This is a genomic window from uncultured Mucilaginibacter sp. (assembly GCF_937859865.1).
In the GTDB taxonomy this organism is placed as follows: Bacteria; Bacteroidota; Bacteroidia; order Sphingobacteriales; family Sphingobacteriaceae; genus Mucilaginibacter_A.
The window spans coordinates 26,369-44,034 of record NZ_CALMAT010000045.1; the positions used below are offsets into that span (position 1 = coordinate 26,369).

Genomic DNA, 17,666 nt, shown 5'->3' on the forward strand with positions numbered 1-17,666 from the left:
GTACAGGCTGGCTTCGATGAGTGGAGCAGTTTTACTTTTTAAATGTGAAAAAGCACGTATTTTTGAAACAGGTATTATCCAGCTTTTGAAAACCTGTGTTCCGGATGCTTCTTTTATCACATAAAAATTCGGGTTGTGTTTCTGCTTTATAATAATGAATACTAATTTTTATGCAAAGATTTAAAAATTTTTAACCCCTTGCATTTTTGCGAAATGTAGTTTGGTTGGCCAAGACAAAAATATAGGTGGTAAAAGAAGCATTTATTGCTGGCACCTTAATTGTTAAACAATTGCAGCAACAATTTGATAAGCCTAAAAATGAAAGATTATACCGTTACCCGTAAAAGAAGTTTTTTAGGAACAGTTTGTTCTCATTTTATCCGAATTCTCAGGTTTAAAAAGCGGTTGAACAATGACAGCTTTAAACAACTACAAGCCTATGAAGATACCAAAACGCCAATTATAAAAAAGTATCCGAAAGAAGTAATTGAAGGCGTACCGATGTTTTGGATCAATAAAGAAAAAAGTGAAAACGGTGTTTTGGTTTACCTGCCGGGCGGCGGTTTTATAATCGGCCCGACAACTTTGCACTGGCTTTACTGTGATAAACTAAGCAAAAAACTGGATATGGCAGTGCTGATGGTCCGTTATCCGCTGGCACCCGTAAACCCTTTTCCAAATGGTTTAAATGCTATTGTTAACGTAATTACGGCTTTGCAAAAGCGCGGCGATTTGCAGCAGCAATGGTTTTTAGGTGGAGAAAGCGCCGGCGGAAACCTGGCTTTGTCCGTCTGCTACCTGCTGCACCAGCAAAAAGCCAGTTTGCCAAAAAAACTGCTTTTGTTGTATCCCGCCGCAAATTTGGACACAAACAAAACAGGGCCGGAAGTAGAAGATTTAATCCGAAAAGATGTGCTATTGTCGCTGCAATTTACCAAAAGGGTAGTGGCGGTTTATTGCGGCAACCGCGATGTAACAGACCCGCTTTTATCTCCGGTAAATGGCGACCTGGAAATCCTGCCGCCCGTACTTTTACAACATGGAACAGACGATCTGTTGGTACTGACTTCAAGAGAATTAACACAAAAAATGGAAGCAGCCGGAAAATTTATCCAATATGAAGAATACAAAGGCATGTTTCACGGGTTTGTCCTGATTACAAAACTGCCAGAATCTAAATTGGCCATTCGGGCACAGGTAAAATTTTTAAAAGCATAAAAAAAGCCACGCTGTTGTTTAGCGTGGCTTTGATGTTTTAAAACTCGGTTTACATTTTAGCCGGAGTTGTTTTCTTTACCATTTTGTGGTGTTTGGTTACTTTGTGGGTAACCATTTTGCTGGCTTTGGCACTTTGCTTAACAGAATCCTGCGCAAAGGAAACCTGGCTAAGCATTAAAACGGTAAAGGCTAATAAATACGAGGTTAGTTTTTTCATGATGGTTTTTTGTAGGTATGACTAAAATTTTACCAGATGGTTTTAGCTACGCTGGCTTTTAAAAAATAAGCAACGATCAGGGTAATTCCAGAACCTCTTAAAAACCCATCGGTCGGTTCGGAAATATTAGTGAAACGGCCGATAAAGAAAGAGCACACTAACAATAATAACCCAATAGGCAACAACAGTTTTAATAAATTTCGCTTTCTCATTTTGTAGTAGTTTTTTATTTAGGTTTTTCTGTTGGTCGATCAGAAAGTCTAAAATTAGTACTAATTTAAATCATTTCAAATAAATTCGTTAACAATTATTTATTGCATCCTTAATAAATTAATTTCCTGTAAATACGCTTCAGCCTAAAGCAATTGTTTTATAAATTATGGGTTTGTTGTTTAATATCAAAGAAAGTAAAATGCTTCTTTTACCTGCATTTTTTTGGTATGCATTTATGCTGAAGCAATCGGGTTGAATGCTTCTTTTATCGGTATAAATTTAAGGGTTTAAAGCAGTTAGCCTTTGGCTTTTGCCTATACATCGGCTTCGCCTGCCGAAGCTTTTTTTTCTTCCTCCATTTCTTTGGACAAAAAGAAATTTAAACCGGTACGGATAACAGCAATTGCGCCGAGTTAGGGTAGCGTTCATTATAAAGTATGTTACAATTTACTAATCGGGTCTTTCGGCACGTTTCTGTTGATCAGCCAAACGGAAAATTTTTGTACAACAATCAGCACGATCAATATTCCCAGCGCGATCATAAACAGCGGTAAAGCGTGGCCGGTTACAAAAGCAAAACTTAAAGCGGTTGATACGGCAGGCGGGTGCATTACATTTAGCAAAACCATAAAAGTGATGGAAACGATCATGGCCAGCAAAGCGGAAGTGTAGCCCGGGCCAATCAGCTTTAAAACGCCATAACCAATTAAAGCGGCAGAAACTTGCGCCATCACCAACGTGTAAATGCTGTTGGTTGGCAAATGCGGGTCGAGATAAATTAAAAAAGCGCTCGAAGCCAGCGAGGCAAAAAGCAAGTGTTGCTGGCTGTAAGCTTCCAACAAAAACAAAACAACGGCCATGGTAAGCGTGGGGAACAAGGCGAGCGAAATTTCTGTTTTTAAATTGAAACGTTTGCGCATGGAAAATCAGGTGTTTGGACTAAAGAAGTTTGAACGGCTAATGTTTGATCTGATTAAAGCAATACTTCTTTTAGCACCTAAAAATTGTTGGCGCATTAGCTTACTTTTGCCGACGATTGTTTTACTTACAACTGATCATGTTCACCGGAATTATAGAAACTTTAGGCACCGTTACCGATTTGTTTGCAGATCAGGGCAACTTGCATTTGACCATTGCATCCAACTTGGCGCAAGAACTCAAAATAGATCAATCCATCGCCCACAACGGTATTTGCTTAACGGTTGTGGCCATTGCCGATGGTTTGCATACCGTAACTGCAATTGATGAGACTTTGAACAAAACCAATTTACGGCACTTGCAAAAAGGCGACTTGGTTAACTTGGAACGTTGTATGCAAATGAACGGCCGGTTAGACGGGCACATTGTGCAAGGACATGTAGATCAAACTGCGGTTTGTACAATTTACAAAGAATTGGAAGGAAGCTGGGAATACACTTTTGAATATGATACAACGCAGGGAAATGTTACGGTTGAAAAAGGTTCCATTTGTATCAATGGTGTAAGTTTAACGGTTGTTAATTCTCAGCGCAATAGTTTTTCGGTTGCGATCATTCCTTATACTTATGAACATACCAACTTGCAACAAGTAAAAAAAGGCACAATTGTAAACCTGGAGTTTGATGTGATCGGAAAATATGTAGCCCGGCTGATGCAGCGTTAAAGTTGTGCGACCAGTTCAATTTGCTTTCCGTTAAATCCAACTTGTGCGTTTTTTAAAAATTGATTGGAAGTTTTGCCATGTTTGTATTGGATGGCAAACATCGAAACATCAAACAATAACAAAAACGCGCCTTGCAAAATTACAGCGTTTCCATAACCATGCAACCGGTCGGAACTTTTGCTGATGCCGCGCCTGTTTAAATACCAACCGCCAGCTACATAAGCAACATCCAAACCAGCGTTGATCAATAAAATCCGTTCTGTTTTATGTTGTTCTTGGATGCTTTGTTTGATAGAATATGGCTTGTTGGATGCTTCTTTTGCACCATAAAAACCTGCGGTTGCAATTCCAAGATTAACCACATTCCAAAAGATATTCATTTGATGGAAATATTTGGTTGCACCTTTTGTCTTGTAAAATCCAACGCTTCCGATGGCGATATTTGCAATTGCCCAATCGCCTAAAACTTTAATGCCGGTTTGGTTAATTTGGTTTCTTTTTTGGTTGAAGTTGGAAAGGCTGTCTTGGGATTTTGCTTGGGTAGTAAAAAATACGAGCAAGAGAAAGTATTTTTCATCTATGATTAAGGTAACTCAATCGATGATTGCGTAGGTAGAAGCCGAAGCTAAATAGTATATTTCTTTACAACAAGCAATTTGTATATCAGTTATTATGCTTGGCATTGTTGTACTTCAGCAATAGCCTTTTTAATCTCGGTTTCATTTGCAACGTTTGTATTGATAATATTCCTAACTATTGAGGCAAGAACAGCTTTCGGAACTATTTCTGTTTTGCGAAAATGTCTGACAGCAAGTAAAGAAATGTTTTTGGGGTGCTTATAAACAACGTGTCCACCTAAAGCCTTTGCTGCCGTATAATTTAATTTTTTTAGAGTATCGTCTAATTGACCATAATTAAGTTTTAGACTTCTATCTGTAGGTGATAACACTGTAAATTTCATTTAATGTGTTTGCTTTATATGTTCTAAATGTTTGAAAACTATTAATGTCTATTATGTTAATTACAGGAATTCTTATCGAATAATTGTTTGAAATTTTCTTTATATCAAAGTTAACTAAACTTTTTAAATGCTGTTGCATATAAATCCAATATGCGACTTCTTTTTTAGCATCGTAAAAAATGAAAATTACAGGCATTGGTTCATTAAACCATGCACGTAAATCTCTTTTATCAACAGGAAACGAAATTTCCGTTTTATTACTGACATATATTGGTGTTTCGGATGCTTTTAGCTGAATGTAGATATTTCCGTTTTCAAATTCTCCATTTAAATCATAAGTATAAATATTTAAATCATAGCCGTAATCCTTTACAATACATTCTACAGAAAAACCATTTAATAAAGCAAATCTTTCAACATGATTAGCACTTAAATCTGCAATAATATGATTGCGTATCCGTTTTTTTCTATCATTGGTAGGTTTGCTACTTTTTTTTCTTTTTAGTGGCATATTAAGTAATTAGGCATAATGCCCAATATACACTCCTTTTACCAGCTTTTCAACTCCGAAAACTTGCGTATCTTTTTCACAAAAAAATCATAAACCACACTGCCACGATAAAAGCCAGCTGTTGATTGCAGGTTGTAATCGGCATGGCTTTCGCTTCTTACTTTTTGCCGGCCGGAATTTTTAAAGATGTGTCGGATAAAATTTCGGTGTGCTTTGCTGATGGCCGCCGCATCTTTTCGTTTGCCTTCGGAGATAAAACGCAGCATCGTTACAAAATCCAATACAAAACGCATTGGGATCACGAACACACTTTTGCGCAGCCACAGGTTTTTTTGCAGCAACAGCAAATTGTTACGGAAGTTGAGGAAAGTTTTAAAAGGGTTTTCGGCATCCAAAGTGCCACCGCCCAAATGGTAAACTTTGGATTCGGCACAATACATCACTTTCAGCCCCATGTTTTTCAAACGCCAGCACAAGTCAATTTCTTCCATGTGCGCAAAAAAGCGTTCGTCAAAACCGCCCGAAAGTTCCCAGTATTTTTGCTTGATAAACAAAGCCGCGCCCGAAGCCCAAAGCACCTCGCCGGTTTGGTTGTACTGGCCGTGGTCTTCTTCCACTTCATAAAAAATCCGTCCGCGGCAAAACGGATAACCAAACGTATCTATAAAACCACCGGCCGCACCGGCATGTTCAAACTTGTTTTTTTCCTGCCACGATAAGATTTTTGGTGCAGCGGCGGCAATTAGATCGTCGCTTTCCATCAACTTGATGACCGGCCCAATCCAATCCGGTTCCACTTCTACGTCAGAGTTCAGCAAAACAAAATAATCAGCCTGAATATGGGCTAAAACCTTATTGTAACCGCCGGTAAAGCCGTAATTCTGGTCGTTCAATACTGTTTTTACCTGTGGAAAATTGGTGTGCAAAAATTCAACAGAACCATCTTCGGAACCGTTATCGCCAACAACAATTTCCAGGTTTGAGTATGTGGAAGCTAAAACCGAGGGCAAATACGTTTTTAAATAATTTAAACCGTTCCAGTTCAGGATCACAACGGCAACTTTGGGCAGGCTCATCTATGAATATCTTCCGGTTTAAATTTCCATCTTTTGTGCGACCACAACCAGTATTCCGGTGCTTCGCGGATCACTTTTTCCAGGTATTGCACATGCAAGTCTGTAATTTCGTGTTCGCTGCTTAATTTCGGCTCGTTCATCAAAGGAACAAATGTACAGCAATAATAGCCTCTTTTTAAAACGCGTATATCACAAAAAATCACGGGATCACCTGTCATCTTCGCCATCTTTTCGATGCCTAAAAAAACGGCGGTTGGCTGGTTGAGGAATTGCGTAAAATACTGCGTTTCTTCGCGCACCGGTGTTTGGTCGCTTACAAAAACGGTCAGTTTGGGTTCATTTTTTAAGGTCGCCAACGTGCGCAAAGTGGCTTTCATCGAAACCGGAATGGAACCAAAACGCGAACGAAGCTTTTTTAAAAAAGTATCAAAAACTTCGTTTTCCAACGGTTTGTAAATAAACAGTTTCTTTTTCTCCGTAGAAAAACCTAAAATTTGCGCCGCCATTTCCCAGTTGCCATAATGGCCCAAGGCGCCCAGCACACTTTTTTGCTGGCTAAAAAAAGTATCCAGCAATTCGGGGTTGTTTAGGGTGAAATGCTTTTTGAGCTGCCGTTCAGAAATGGTGATAAGTTTAATCGCTTCCACCATTAAATCAGCCAGGTAACTATAAAACTTACGCTCGATTTGTAGTCTTTCTGCGGAGGTTTTTTCGGGAAAAGCATTCAGCAAGTTTTGTTTTACCACTTTCTGCCGGTAGTGTGTTACATAAAAAAGGAGGATAAAAACAGCATCCGAAATCAGGTACAAAACCCAAAACGGCAGCAGCGAGAGCAGGTACAAAAAGAAAATGGCTACTTTCGTAAGTGCCTTAACGATCATTGTTTTGGCTGGATTGTTGAATACAAACTTAACTTTTATGACGGACAATGCCGCACTTTTCTCGCTGTTTTACTTGCCGCCCATTGCTTTTTTTACCGAACTGATCGGGCATAAAAACAATTTTTTGATCGAGCAAAAAGAGCATTACCCCAAACAAACTTACCGAAACCGGGCGCAAATTTATTCGCCCGACGGCGCTTTAACGCTGGTTGTGCCGGTGGCAAAAGGCGCAAAAAACCATCGTGTGGTACGCGATGTAAAAATAAGTTACGATTTTAACTGGCAGCGTTTGCACTGGATGGGCCTGCAAAACTGTTACCGCAGTTCGGCTTATTTTGAGTATTACGAAGCGGAGTTTGCGCCCTTTTATCAGGGAAAAAAGTACGAATTTTTGTTTGATTACAACGAAGCTTTGCTGCATTTGTTGCTTAAACTGTTGAAGTTGAAGTTAGAATTGAAGTACAACGAAGCATATGAAGCTGATTTTGCCGGGGCCGATTTCCGAAAAAGCATCCACCCAAAACTGGAGTATCATTTCGAACAAAAAACTTATTTCCAGGTGTTTGACGACCGGCAGGGCTTCCTGAAAAATTTGAGTATTGTAGACCTTTTGTTTAACCAGGGACCGAACGCGGTAAAATATTTGTAATGGCAAAAAAAGCTAAACGTTTAAAAGTAAAAACCCGCAAGCACGAAGAGGTAATTGGCGAAATGCCGGGTTCGGTAAATGTGCCAAAAGATGCACTGAAGCCGCAGATAGAAATTTATTCTTACAACCAAAACGAGGTAAAAGAAGCAAAAGGGGCCGGTATTGATGTGGTGCTTAATCAGATAAAAGCTTGCAACAACCACACACATTGGATTTTGATAAAAGGCCTGGGCGACCAGGCCCTGATCGAGGAAATTGGCACTAAAATGGAAATCAGCCGTTTGGTTTTGGAAGATATTGTGCATACCCGGCAACGGCCAAAATTTGAAGAATACGAAGGTTATGTTTTTTTAACCAGCCGCGTGCTGCATTACCACAAAGAGGAAGACAGCGATAACTATCAGCTTTCTATGTTGGTGAAGGAAAACCTCATTATCAGTTTTCAGGAAACGTACGACGAATACTTTGAAGGCATAAAAAAGCGTTTACATGTCGGCAAAGGAATTATACGAACGGCTGGGCCTGGCTATATGGCGTATTCCATTACCGATACCGTGATTGACCGTTATTTTGAACTGCTGAACAAAATAGGCGATTCGCTGGATTTGCTGGAAGACCGTTTGTACGAATCGCCTGATAAAAGCATCATGTACGAAGCGCAGCACATCAAACGCAGCATGATCCTGCTCAGGCGGGCAGCCTGGCCGGAACGTGACAAAATTAACGACATGATCCGGACGGAAAGCCCGCTGATTATGGCAAACAACAAGCCGTACCTGCGCGACGCCTACGACCATTGCATCCAGGTAATGGATTTGACCGAGAGTTATAAAGAGATCACTTCCAGCATTGTGGATATGTACCTTTCGCTCATTAGCAACCGTATGAACGAGATCATGAAAGTGCTTACCATCATTTCGTCCATCTTTATCCCGCTCACGTTTATCGCCGGGATTTATGGAATGAACTTTGCCAGGGTAGATCCGGTAACCAACAAAGTAATGCCCGGTAACCTGCCCGAACTGTACCAACCGCATGGCTACCTTTATACACTTATTGTAATGCTGCTAATTGCAGTTGTGCAATTTGTGTTTTTTTGGCGCAAGGGCTGGTTTAACAAAATGTAGTTTTTAAAAATGATATTGAAACATAAAAGAATAAATTTAGCCGTTGCTGCTGCCATCATCCTGCTCACCGTAAAAATTGTAGTTGCCCAAAACCAAAACACGCTAAAAGATCCTGCCTTAAAAGAAGTATCGGGCATTGCTGCTTCCCGCATCAACAAAAACGTACTTTACGTGCATAACGACAGCGGCGATACCAGCCGGTTTTTCGCCATTTCGCCAACAGGGCAGTTGTTAAGCACGTTTTATTTTATGGCTGATGCTACAAATAAAGAAGCCAATGTAATTGATTGTGAAGATATTGCCGTTGGCACGGGGCCAAAAAAAGGCAAAAGTTATGTTTATCTGGGCGATATCGGCGATAACCATGCTAATCGGAATTTGATTACCGTTTATCGTTTTGAAGAACCAGTGATAACCGGTGCCAAACCTTCTTCAGCAATCAAAACCGAGGCTTATCATTTAAAATATCCCGACGGGCCGCACGATGCCGAAACGCTGATGGTTGATCCGGTTGGTAAGTTGTTGTACATCGTTACCAAACGCGAAGATTCTGTTGGCGTTTACACCGCGCCTTTAAATGCTTCTTTTACCGATACAATTTTGTTGCAAAAAAGGGCTAAATTACATTTTACCGGTTTACCTGTAGCAAAGTGGGTTACGGCCGGCGATATTGCTGCCGATGGAAGCGAAGTACTGGTAAAAAGCTATCAATCCGTATATTTCTGGAAGCGGCAAACCGGCGAACCCATTTGGAAAACCTTGCAACGCAAGCCAATAGAATTGCCGTACAAAATGGAAAAACAAGGTGAAGCCATCGGTTTTACGCTTAACGGAAAAGGTTATTACACCACCAGCGAAGGCAAAAACGCGCCTATCTATTATTATTCCATACCAAAATAAGTGTGGTAAAAGAAGCATCGTTTTGTAAATACTTTGTGCGCTTTAAACACTTATATAAAACTGATGTTGCAACTTATATTTTTAACGGTGCGCCAAGCATCTGCAAAAACCACCTTTTTCGTTTTTATAAAAATTAATCATGAATTTTTCTGCAAATCAAAATCAAACACCAAACCCAACTACAAATCCGCAAAGCCCAAACCAAACCTGGTGGAAAGAAGCTGTAGTTTATCAAATTTATCCGCGCAGCTTTAAAGACAGCAATGGCGATGGTGTTGGCGATCTGCAAGGCATTATCGAAAAGCTGGATTACATCAAAAGTTTAGGCGTTGATGTAGTTTGGTTCAACCCGATTTATCCTTCCCCAAATTGCGACAACGGTTACGATGTGAGCGATTATGAAGGCATAATGCCGGAATTTGGAACGATGCAGGATTTCGATCGGCTGCTAAAAGGTTTGCATCAGCGCAACATCAAATTAATGATGGATTTGGTGGTGAACCATAGCAGCGATGAGCACGAATGGTTTAAACAAGCCAGTAGTTCCAAAGAAAACCCTTACCGCGATTACTATCATTGGTGGCCTGCCGAAAAAGGGAAACCGCCATACCGCGACAGTTTTTTTGATATAGAAGAAGGCGCCTGGAAATACGATGAAAAAACCGACAGCTACTTTTTGCATTATTTTGCTACCAAACAGCCCGATTTAAATTGGGAAAACCCGGTGCTGCGCGAAGAAGTTTTTAAGTTGATGCGTTTTTGGCTGGATAAAGGCGTGGATGGTTTCCGGATGGACGTCATCTCTTACATCTCCAAAGACATTAATTTCCCAGAAATTACGCAGGAATACTTGGATCAAAACGATAAAGGCCGCTGGGGCATTTATTATGCAAAAGGGCCGCATCTGCACGACTATTTACAGCAGATGAACCGTGAAGTTTTAAGCCAATACGACATCATGACGGTTGGCGAAGGCTCGGGCGTAACGATTGAGGAAGCGACAAACTTTGTGGACGAAGACCGCAAAGAACTGGATATGTTTTTCCATTTTGATGGCATGTATATTGGCTTGCTGCCGGGAAAATACAAACAGCCCGATCCGGCGGGTTGGAAGCTGACGGATTTTAAAAAGTTGTACAGTAAATGGAACGATATTTTCGCAGAAAAAGGTTGGGGAAGCATTTATCTGGGCAACCACGACCAGCCACGGATGGTGAGCCGCTGGGGAAACGATGCCCCGGAATTTGCAGCAGTTTCTTCTAAAATGCTCCACACTTTTTTGCTGACGATGCGTGCTACGCCTTACATTTATGCAGGCGATGAGATCGGCATGGGCAATATTAAGTTTGACGACATCCATGATTACCGCGACATCGAAACCTTAAACATGTACCAAAAGCTGCAAAAAGACGGCGAAGACACGCAAAAATACATGGAAGGCTGGAAGCTGACCGCCCGCGACAACAGCCGCACGCCTTTTCAATGGAACGATCAGGAAAACGCGGGTTTCACAACGGGCAAACCCTGGATCAAAGTGAACACCAATTTTAATGTGGTAAACGAAGCATCGCAGGATGTTGACCCAAATTCAGTTTTAAATTATTTTCGAAAGTTGATCCAATTTAGAAAAAGCCATCCAATTTTGGTTTATGGCGATTACCAATTGCTGGACGAAGCCAACGAACAAGTTTATGCTTATGCCCGAAGTTTGGATGATCAGAAATTGTTGGTGTTGCTTAATTTTTCTGCACAGGAAGCGGAATATACTTCGCTCCAGCCAATCCATACAAGTGCCATTCTAATCAACAATTATTCGGATTTAAAAGTAGGGCAGGAAAAGGTGTTTTTGAAACCTTATCAGGCCGTGATGATCAATTTAAAATAAAAAGCTTTGCTGTTTTTAGGTGGATAAAAGAAGTATCGTTGAAATAAGATTTCTCCCGTTGGTCGAAATGACAGCGCTTTTGTCATCCTGATGAAAGAGGGATCTTCTTCAAAAGCACAATTGATATAACAACCTAATAACTTATTATAAGCGGCCCTAACCCAGCCGCTTTTTTTATGCCATAAAAGAAGCATCTCCTCAAATTCCTGCTATATTGCTGGTGCTTTAAAAACCCAAAACATGAACAAGCTTTATACCACTGTTGCTTTTGCCGTTACATTCGTGATGTTGCTTACCGCTTCCATATATGCACAACGCAAGCGTGCCGGAAATCCAAACGATACGATTGCATCCAATTACAATCCGGCGGCATTATTTTCTCCCAGTTTTTATACCGAAAAAGGAAATGAATTTCATGCTGCCAACGGTGCGCCCGGGCCAAAATACTGGCAAAACAAAGTGGATTACCAGTTAAACGCCAAGTTAGACACTTCGGCCAAAACTTTAACTTCAACCGAAAACATCACCTACACCAACAACAGCCCCGATGCTTTGCCCTATTTGTGGCTGCAGCTCGACCAAAATACCTATGTAAAAGAAGCACGTTCCAACTTTGTAACCGGCCGTGCTGCTTCAGAACATACTCAAGGTTATCAGTTTGAATCGGTAGAAATCCTCATTAATGGCAAACCACAAACTGTAAATTATATAGTGAACGATACGCGGATGCAAATCCGGCTGCCAAAAGCAGTAGCGCCAAACGGCGGAAAAATCAACCTGCTCATCAAATACCATTATCAGATTCCGGGAAATTTTGGTAACCGCACCGATTATACCGATACCAACAACGGCAAGATCTATGAAATTGCACAATGGTTTCCGCGGCTTTGTGTTTATGATGATTCGAGCGGTTGGGATACATTGCCTTTCCTCGGTGCCGGTGAGTTTTATCTGGAATATGGAGATATTGATTATCGCGTAACCGTTCCCTGGGATATGTTGGTGGCCGGTTCCGGCGAATTGCAAAACCCAAAAGAAGTGTTGACCGCCAAACAAATCAGCCGGTTGGAAACAGCGCGAAACAGCGAAAAAACGGTGATGATTCGTACGGCATCAGAAGTGAATGACCCAACTTCCCGTCCGGTTCAAAAAGGAACATTAACTTGGCATTTTTTAATGAAAAATACGCGCGATGTAGCTTTCGGCGCTTCCAAAGCTTACATCTGGGATGCCGCGCGCGTCAATCTTCCTGAAGGAAAAAAATGTATGTCGATGTCGGTTTACCCGATCGAAAGCGCCGGAAACGATGCTTGGGGAAGGGCGACCGAATATTTAAAAGGTTCCATTGAATATTTTTCCAAGCAATGGTTTGTTTATCCCTGGCCGGTTGCCGTTAACGAAGCCGGGATTGCAGGCGGCATGGAATATCCGGGAATTGTGTTTGACGGGATTACCGATAAAGGCAAAGAATTGTATTGGGTAACGGCGCACGAAATTGGCCACAACTGGTTCCCGATGATTGTGGGCAGCAATGAACGGCGTTTTGCTTGGATGGACGAAGGTTTTAACACCTTTATTGATATTTACGCTTCGGATGCGTTTAACAAAGGCGAGTTTGCGCCCAAACGCGACGGCGAATATGCGCCCGGCGGAGGCAACCCGGCAGATGAAATTGTGCCGATTATTACCGATCCAAACGCACCAATCATTATGACGGCTGCCGATGCCATCAAAGAAAAATACCGCCACCCGATTGCTTATTTTAAACCTGCTTTTGGCTTGGTTTTGCTGCGCGAACAGATTTTGGGCAAAGACCGTTTTGATTATGCTTTCCGGCAATACATCCATAATTGGGCTTACAAACATCCGCAGCCGGAAGATTTTTTCCGTTCCATAGAAAACGGCGGCGGCGAAGATTTATCCTGGTTTTGGAAAGGCTGGTTTTACAACAACTGGAAATTAGATTTGGCCATCCACGATGTACAGTACCAAAAAATAGGTGGTAAAAGAAGCATCCGAATTACCGTGGCCAACCTGGAAAAAATGGCGATGCCTTTTGTGGTCGAAATCACTTTGAAAGATGGTAGCAAGCAACGCCAAACTTTCCCGGTAGAAACCTGGCTGCAAAACAAAGCCATTACTTTTGATATGCCAGTTACGCAGGATGTTTTACAAGTTCAAGTTAACCCGGATGGTGCTTTGCCGGATATGGACCGGGGGAATAATGTTTTTAAGGTGAGGTGATTCTGCATTCCTAGCTTTTTGGTTATTTTATGTTAAGAAAAAAGAACATAATACCGGCAGCCGCAGGTTTGCTTAATAAATGCTTCTTTTATCGGATAAAATTTGTCAATCGGCGCTTGCCCTTTGTTTTATTAAGAAAAATCAATACCAGATAAAAAATACATCAGCAAAAAAACTGACGAAAACAGTTCCATCAAAATCAGTATAAATTATACGCAGCACTTCTTTTTTAGCACGAACCTTAACAAAAAATATTAAAAGTCATTTTATAAAAAGATAAATCCTGATTAGAAATTTTTGTAATATTGATAAAACTAAAAAAATATGAAAAAGATATTCGTTTACTTATTTGCCACAGTATTAAGTTGTAGTGCAATGGCGCAGCACAAAATGGCCAAAATGGATTCTAAATCCATGAAAATGGAAAACTGTGTGATGATGGACGGCGGAAAAATGATGTGCACAATGGACGGAAAAACAATGGCCATGACTAAACCCATGACCATGAAAAACGGAACAGTGGTAATGGCAGACGGCACCGTGAAGATGAAAAACGGCAAAACCATGATGCTGAAAGATGGACAAAGTGTAATGATGAGCGGCAAGGTTGATAAGATGCCGATGAACGACCACATGAAAATGTAAGCTGAACTGCAAAAAGCCAACAAAAAACCTGAAGCGCAACTTCGGGTTTTTTTGTTAAACAATGTTTTTTACCGGTTCTTTATTAATTCTTTTATTAAACAGCATGATTTCCGAAACCGATCTCATCTTAAACCCCGACGGCAGCATTTATCACTTGAATTTATTACCCGAAGATGTTGCCGAAACCATCATCACCGTTGGCGATCCGGATCGGGTAGGAGAAGTAAGCAAATATTTTGACCGGATTGACCTGAAAAAAGGTAAACGCGAGTTTTTAACGCATACGGGTTGGATCGGTAATAAAAGAACAACCGTAATTTCTACCGGCATCGGCACTGATAATATTGATATTGTTTTGAATGAATTGGATGCTTTGGTGAATATTGATTTTGATACAAGATTGATCAAAGAAAAACTAACCAGGTTAAATATCATCCGCATTGGAACTTCCGGTTCTTTACATGCAGATATTCCGGTAGATTGTATTTTGGTTTCTGATTATGGTTTGGGTTTTGATGCGTTGATGAATTATTATGCTTACGATCTTAATCCAAGCGAAAGGGAATTGCAAAGTGTTTTAGATACCAATTTTTATGCCCTAAAAACAGTATCGCCTTATTTAACTTCTGCAAGTTTAACTTTAAAAGAAAAGATTGGTTTTGGATTGCCACATGGAATTACAGCAACTGCACCCGGTTTCTATGCGCCGCAGGGAAGACAAGTCCGGGCAAAAAGCGCAGTTCCTGATTTTTTAAATTATCTGCAATCTTTTAAACTTGGAAATCAAAGAATTACAAACTTAGAAATGGAAACGGCGGGAATTTATGCCTTGGCAAAAGTTTTAGGGCACGAAGCTTTATCTGTTAATGCAATTTTGGCCAACCGTGCAACAAACCAATTTAGCAGTAAGCCAGAGCAAACAATTGATAAAACAATTCAATTGGTTTTAGAAAGATTGTGGTAATTTTAAATTGGAATCAAAACAGAAAAACCTGCAACTGAAGCAGGTTTTTCTATCTAAAATCAATTAGTATCTGTCGCGGTAATCTCTGTATCCATGGTCTCTGTATCCGTGGTCATGGCGAAAGCGTTCTTCGCGGTGGTGGCGGCGTTCCCAACGTTCATGGCGGCGGCGTTCGCGGTCAAAGCGGTTAAAATCACGGAAACTTGCAGCGTTGGCTACATCAAAAGTAACCACAGATAAAAGTAAAACCAGGCAAACTTTAAGCATTTTCATAATTGTAATAGTTAAGTGAATTATGATTTTTAGAGTAAAGCTTGTTCATCTAAGTTTAATCAAAAAATTTATAGTTTTTGGCGTTAAACCTTTTGCTTTTTTATCATACAAAAAAATCAAAGTACAGCAGGAACAGGCCAAACCCAACAATTTTAAGGCGATAAAAGAAGTATGGTTTATGATTGTAGTTTTAGAGAATCTGCAATTTTAAAAAACACAGGTTTGTATCTTTCAAAACTTCCGAAAGGGGCCGTACAAGTCAGCAAAATTGCTTTTTCTTTAATGTAATAAACAAAAACAATGGTTTGCAAAACTGTCTCGGTTTGTAAATCTTTGTGCGAATTGATGTACCATTTGTAGCGTTTGCTGGTGGCCGTTCCTTTTTTTGTAATTGATAAAAAACCCGGCAAGGCATTGTTGGATTCTATGGACATGGCATAAGCTGAATCCAAGTTTCCATGCGGCGCATCTATAAAATTGAGGTTGATGTTTTCAGGGAAAGCGTTATCAGGTTCGGTTTGCGGGCGGATGGCGATAAACTTTAAACGCGGATCAGATTGTGTTACCAGCCAGTTGCTTGGAATGCTGATTTCGAAATGGTTGGCCGCATCTTTGTACGATTTAAACGTTTGCGCCATGCTGTTTTTACCGGCAAAAAATAAGAATGATAATAAAGCCAGCAGCCGGAAAGTTGTCATAACCAAAAATTAAATAGCATTAACAAACCATATTTAAACCGTATGAAAATACAGCTTCTTTATGTTTAAAATCAGGCTAACAGCAGTAATTAACACAATTTAACAAGTAAAGACGATGAGCAAACAGTTTGGTTTAATGCGAACCTGCACCGTAGAAAAAATCTTTCAGCTCTGTTGCATCGTGGATTTTCATTTTTCCGCTTAAAATTAAACGCAGTTGGCGCCGCTGCATGGCACCGGCATACAGTTCAATTTCTTCTTCCGTTTCCGGTATCAGTTCGGGCACTTGCTGCGGTTTGTTGTTGGCATCAATCGCTACGAAAGTGTAAAAAGCTTCGTTGCTTTTGATGGTGGTTCCCGAAGGGATATTTTGTGCCGAAACCACCAGCCGCACTTCCACCGAAGTGTTAAAAGCGCGGGTAACTTGTGCTTCAATACTGATCACGTCGCCCAGTTTTACGGCATGTTTAAACGAAACGCTATCCACAGAAGCGGTAACAGCCAGGCAGTTACAATGCTTTTGGGCCGAAATGGCAGCGGCAATATCCATCCAATGGAGCATACGGCCGCCCATCAGATTGTTTAACATATTGGTATCGTTCGGCAAAATCAGTTCGTTCATCACCGTGTGCGACACGGAAGCTTTCTTGGCAATCATGGGCGTAAAGATAGGGATTTGAAGATTGTAGTTTTTGAGTTGATAGAATATGGTTGATAGTTCATCGGCAATAGCTAAGCGAGCATGGATCATAAATTATGATTGCGGTGGTATTTATTGAGCTTTTGCTATGAACTATCAACTATAAACCATTAATTTTTTTCCCTTCCTCCAGCCTCAAAACCTTGTCCACCACGTTTGGGATTTCCTGTTGGTAATGCGTTACATAAATCAAGGTGGTGTTGCTGTTGTTGCAAATCAGTTCGAGCAGGTGTTTAAAGTGGTTTTGCTGCTGTTCGTCCAAACCCTGGCAAGGTTCGTCAAAAATCAACAATGGCGGGTTTTTGACCAAAGCACGCGCCAGCAAACAAAGACGTTGCGTGCTTGCCGTTACTTGTTTAAGCGGTTTTCGTGCCTGGTCTTCCATATTGAGCAGCTTCATCCAACGTAAAGCAATCGCAGCTTTTTGTGGGTTGGATGGACGAAACAAACCCAGCGTATCGTAAAACCCGGATTCAATTGTTTGCAAACACGAATTTTCTGACGGAAAATATTGATGCAGTTCGGGCGATACAAAACCGATTTTTTTCTTGATGTCCCAAATGCTTTCGCCGGTACCTCTTTTGCGGTCGAAAAGGATGATTTGGTTGGCATAAGCTTGCGGGTTGTCGCCATTAATTAAACTTAACAAAGTTGATTTTCCGGCTCCGTTTGGCCCAAGCAAAGCCCATTTTTCTCCAGGTAAAACCTTCCAGTTGATGTTGTTCAAAACCTGTTTTTCGCCATAACGGATGTTTACATTTTTCATCGAAATTATGGTGCTAAAAGAAGCATCGGGCGTTTGGCCAAGCAAGGCTTTCAATTCCTCCAAATCCACATCGGTTTGCTGTTTTTGCTGTTGAAA

At 40.8% G+C, this 17,666-nt stretch carries 20 protein-coding genes; 9 read left to right on the forward strand and 11 right to left on the reverse strand.

Annotated elements, in window-relative coordinates:
• The first annotated feature begins 318 nt into the window (after positions 1 to 318).
• Positions 319 to 1,218 (forward strand): alpha/beta hydrolase, encoded by a 900-nt coding sequence (locus Q0192_RS05140; RefSeq protein WP_299287083.1) that lies wholly within the window; start codon positions 319 to 321, stop codon positions 1,216 to 1,218.
• A gap of 49 nt (positions 1,219 to 1,267) precedes the next feature.
• On the opposite strand, the gene Q0192_RS05145 is transcribed toward Q0192_RS05140, so the two are convergent.
• Together Q0192_RS05145 and Q0192_RS05150 are read right to left on the reverse strand one after the other, a co-directional pair.
• Positions 1,268 to 1,435, reverse strand: coding sequence for a hypothetical protein (locus Q0192_RS05145; protein WP_299287086.1), 168 nt, complete (start codon positions 1,433 to 1,435; stop codon positions 1,268 to 1,270).
• A gap of 653 nt (positions 1,436 to 2,088) precedes the next feature.
• On the reverse strand, positions 2,089 to 2,568 hold the full coding sequence (locus tag Q0192_RS05150; protein ID WP_299287089.1) for an HPP family protein: 480 nt from the start codon (positions 2,566 to 2,568) through the stop codon (positions 2,089 to 2,091).
• Positions 2,569 to 2,705: 137 nt separating this feature from the next.
• Between Q0192_RS05150 and Q0192_RS05155 the strand changes: the two genes are divergently transcribed.
• Positions 2,706 to 3,290, forward strand: coding sequence for a riboflavin synthase (locus Q0192_RS05155; protein ID WP_299287092.1), 585 nt, complete (start codon positions 2,706 to 2,708; stop codon positions 3,288 to 3,290).
• Here the strand turns inward: Q0192_RS05155 and Q0192_RS05160 are convergent.
• The 5 genes from Q0192_RS05160 to Q0192_RS05180 form a co-directional block, all read right to left on the reverse strand.
• A complete protein-coding gene (locus Q0192_RS05160) occupies positions 3,287 to 3,850 on the reverse strand; it encodes a hypothetical protein (protein WP_299287095.1) in 564 nt (187 codons plus the stop codon). The genes Q0192_RS05155 and Q0192_RS05160 overlap by 4 nt on opposite strands.
• Positions 3,851 to 3,960: 110 nt before the next feature.
• Positions 3,961 to 4,251: a hypothetical protein gene (locus tag Q0192_RS05165; protein WP_299287098.1), complete on the reverse strand. Its 291-nt coding sequence runs from the start codon at positions 4,249 to 4,251 to the stop codon at positions 3,961 to 3,963.
• Complete coding sequence (locus Q0192_RS05170) at positions 4,220 to 4,762, reverse strand: DUF4365 domain-containing protein (RefSeq protein ID WP_299287101.1); 543 nt, start codon at positions 4,760 to 4,762, stop codon at positions 4,220 to 4,222. The genes Q0192_RS05165 and Q0192_RS05170 overlap by 32 nt, the downstream gene beginning before the upstream one ends.
• Before the next feature lie 38 nt (positions 4,763 to 4,800).
• On the reverse strand, positions 4,801 to 5,838 hold the full coding sequence (locus Q0192_RS05175; RefSeq protein ID WP_299287104.1) for a glycosyltransferase family 2 protein: 1,038 nt from the start codon (positions 5,836 to 5,838) through the stop codon (positions 4,801 to 4,803).
• Positions 5,835 to 6,719: a lysophospholipid acyltransferase family protein gene (locus tag Q0192_RS05180; protein WP_299287107.1), complete on the reverse strand. Its 885-nt coding sequence runs from the start codon at positions 6,717 to 6,719 to the stop codon at positions 5,835 to 5,837. Before Q0192_RS05180 ends, Q0192_RS05175 begins: the two co-directional genes overlap by 4 nt.
• Here Q0192_RS05180 and Q0192_RS05185 point away from each other — a divergent pair.
• From Q0192_RS05185 to Q0192_RS05215, 7 genes are all read left to right on the forward strand, one after another.
• Positions 6,688 to 7,368: a WbqC family protein gene (locus Q0192_RS05185; RefSeq protein WP_366518138.1), complete on the forward strand. Its 681-nt coding sequence runs from the start codon at positions 6,688 to 6,690 to the stop codon at positions 7,366 to 7,368. The genes Q0192_RS05180 and Q0192_RS05185 overlap by 32 nt on opposite strands.
• Positions 7,368 to 8,495 carry a magnesium/cobalt transporter CorA gene (gene corA / locus Q0192_RS05190; RefSeq protein WP_299287110.1) on the forward strand — a complete coding sequence of 376 codons (1,128 nt, stop codon included), beginning with the start codon at positions 7,368 to 7,370 and terminating at the stop codon, positions 8,493 to 8,495. Before Q0192_RS05185 ends, corA begins: the two co-directional genes overlap by 1 nt.
• Positions 8,496 to 8,510: 15 nt before the next feature.
• Complete coding sequence (locus Q0192_RS05195; RefSeq protein ID WP_299287113.1) at positions 8,511 to 9,395, forward strand: hypothetical protein; 885 nt, start codon at positions 8,511 to 8,513, stop codon at positions 9,393 to 9,395.
• 139 nt (positions 9,396 to 9,534) lie between these two features.
• Entirely contained in the window at positions 9,535 to 11,280 is a 1,746-nt protein-coding gene (locus Q0192_RS05200; RefSeq protein ID WP_299287116.1) for an alpha-glucosidase, read from the forward strand.
• A 240-nt stretch (positions 11,281 to 11,520) separates the two neighbouring features.
• Complete coding sequence (locus Q0192_RS05205) at positions 11,521 to 13,524, forward strand: M1 family metallopeptidase (protein ID WP_299287119.1); 2,004 nt, start codon at positions 11,521 to 11,523, stop codon at positions 13,522 to 13,524.
• Positions 13,525 to 13,848: 324 nt separating this feature from the next.
• A complete protein-coding gene (locus Q0192_RS05210; protein ID WP_299287121.1) occupies positions 13,849 to 14,169 on the forward strand; it encodes a D-lyxose/D-mannose family sugar isomerase in 321 nt (106 codons plus the stop codon).
• Between the two features lie 103 nt (positions 14,170 to 14,272).
• A complete protein-coding gene (locus tag Q0192_RS05215; protein ID WP_299287124.1) occupies positions 14,273 to 15,133 on the forward strand; it encodes a nucleoside phosphorylase in 861 nt (286 codons plus the stop codon).
• Positions 15,134 to 15,196: 63 nt separating this feature from the next.
• Here Q0192_RS05215 and Q0192_RS05220 read toward each other — a convergent pair whose 3' ends face one another.
• The 4 genes from Q0192_RS05220 to Q0192_RS05235 form a co-directional block, all read right to left on the reverse strand.
• Positions 15,197 to 15,406: a hypothetical protein gene (locus tag Q0192_RS05220; RefSeq protein ID WP_299287127.1), complete on the reverse strand. Its 210-nt coding sequence runs from the start codon at positions 15,404 to 15,406 to the stop codon at positions 15,197 to 15,199.
• Positions 15,407 to 15,582: 176 nt separating this feature from the next.
• On the reverse strand, positions 15,583 to 16,104 hold the full coding sequence (locus Q0192_RS05225; protein WP_299287130.1) for a hypothetical protein: 522 nt from the start codon (positions 16,102 to 16,104) through the stop codon (positions 15,583 to 15,585).
• Between the two features lie 133 nt (positions 16,105 to 16,237).
• Positions 16,238 to 16,762: an acyl-CoA thioesterase gene (locus Q0192_RS05230; protein WP_299287141.1), complete on the reverse strand. Its 525-nt coding sequence runs from the start codon at positions 16,760 to 16,762 to the stop codon at positions 16,238 to 16,240.
• A gap of 142 nt (positions 16,763 to 16,904) precedes the next feature.
• Positions 16,905 to 17,666, reverse strand: a 762-nt coding sequence (locus tag Q0192_RS05235) for an ATP-binding cassette domain-containing protein (RefSeq protein WP_299287133.1), incomplete at its 5' end; no start/stop codon positions are given.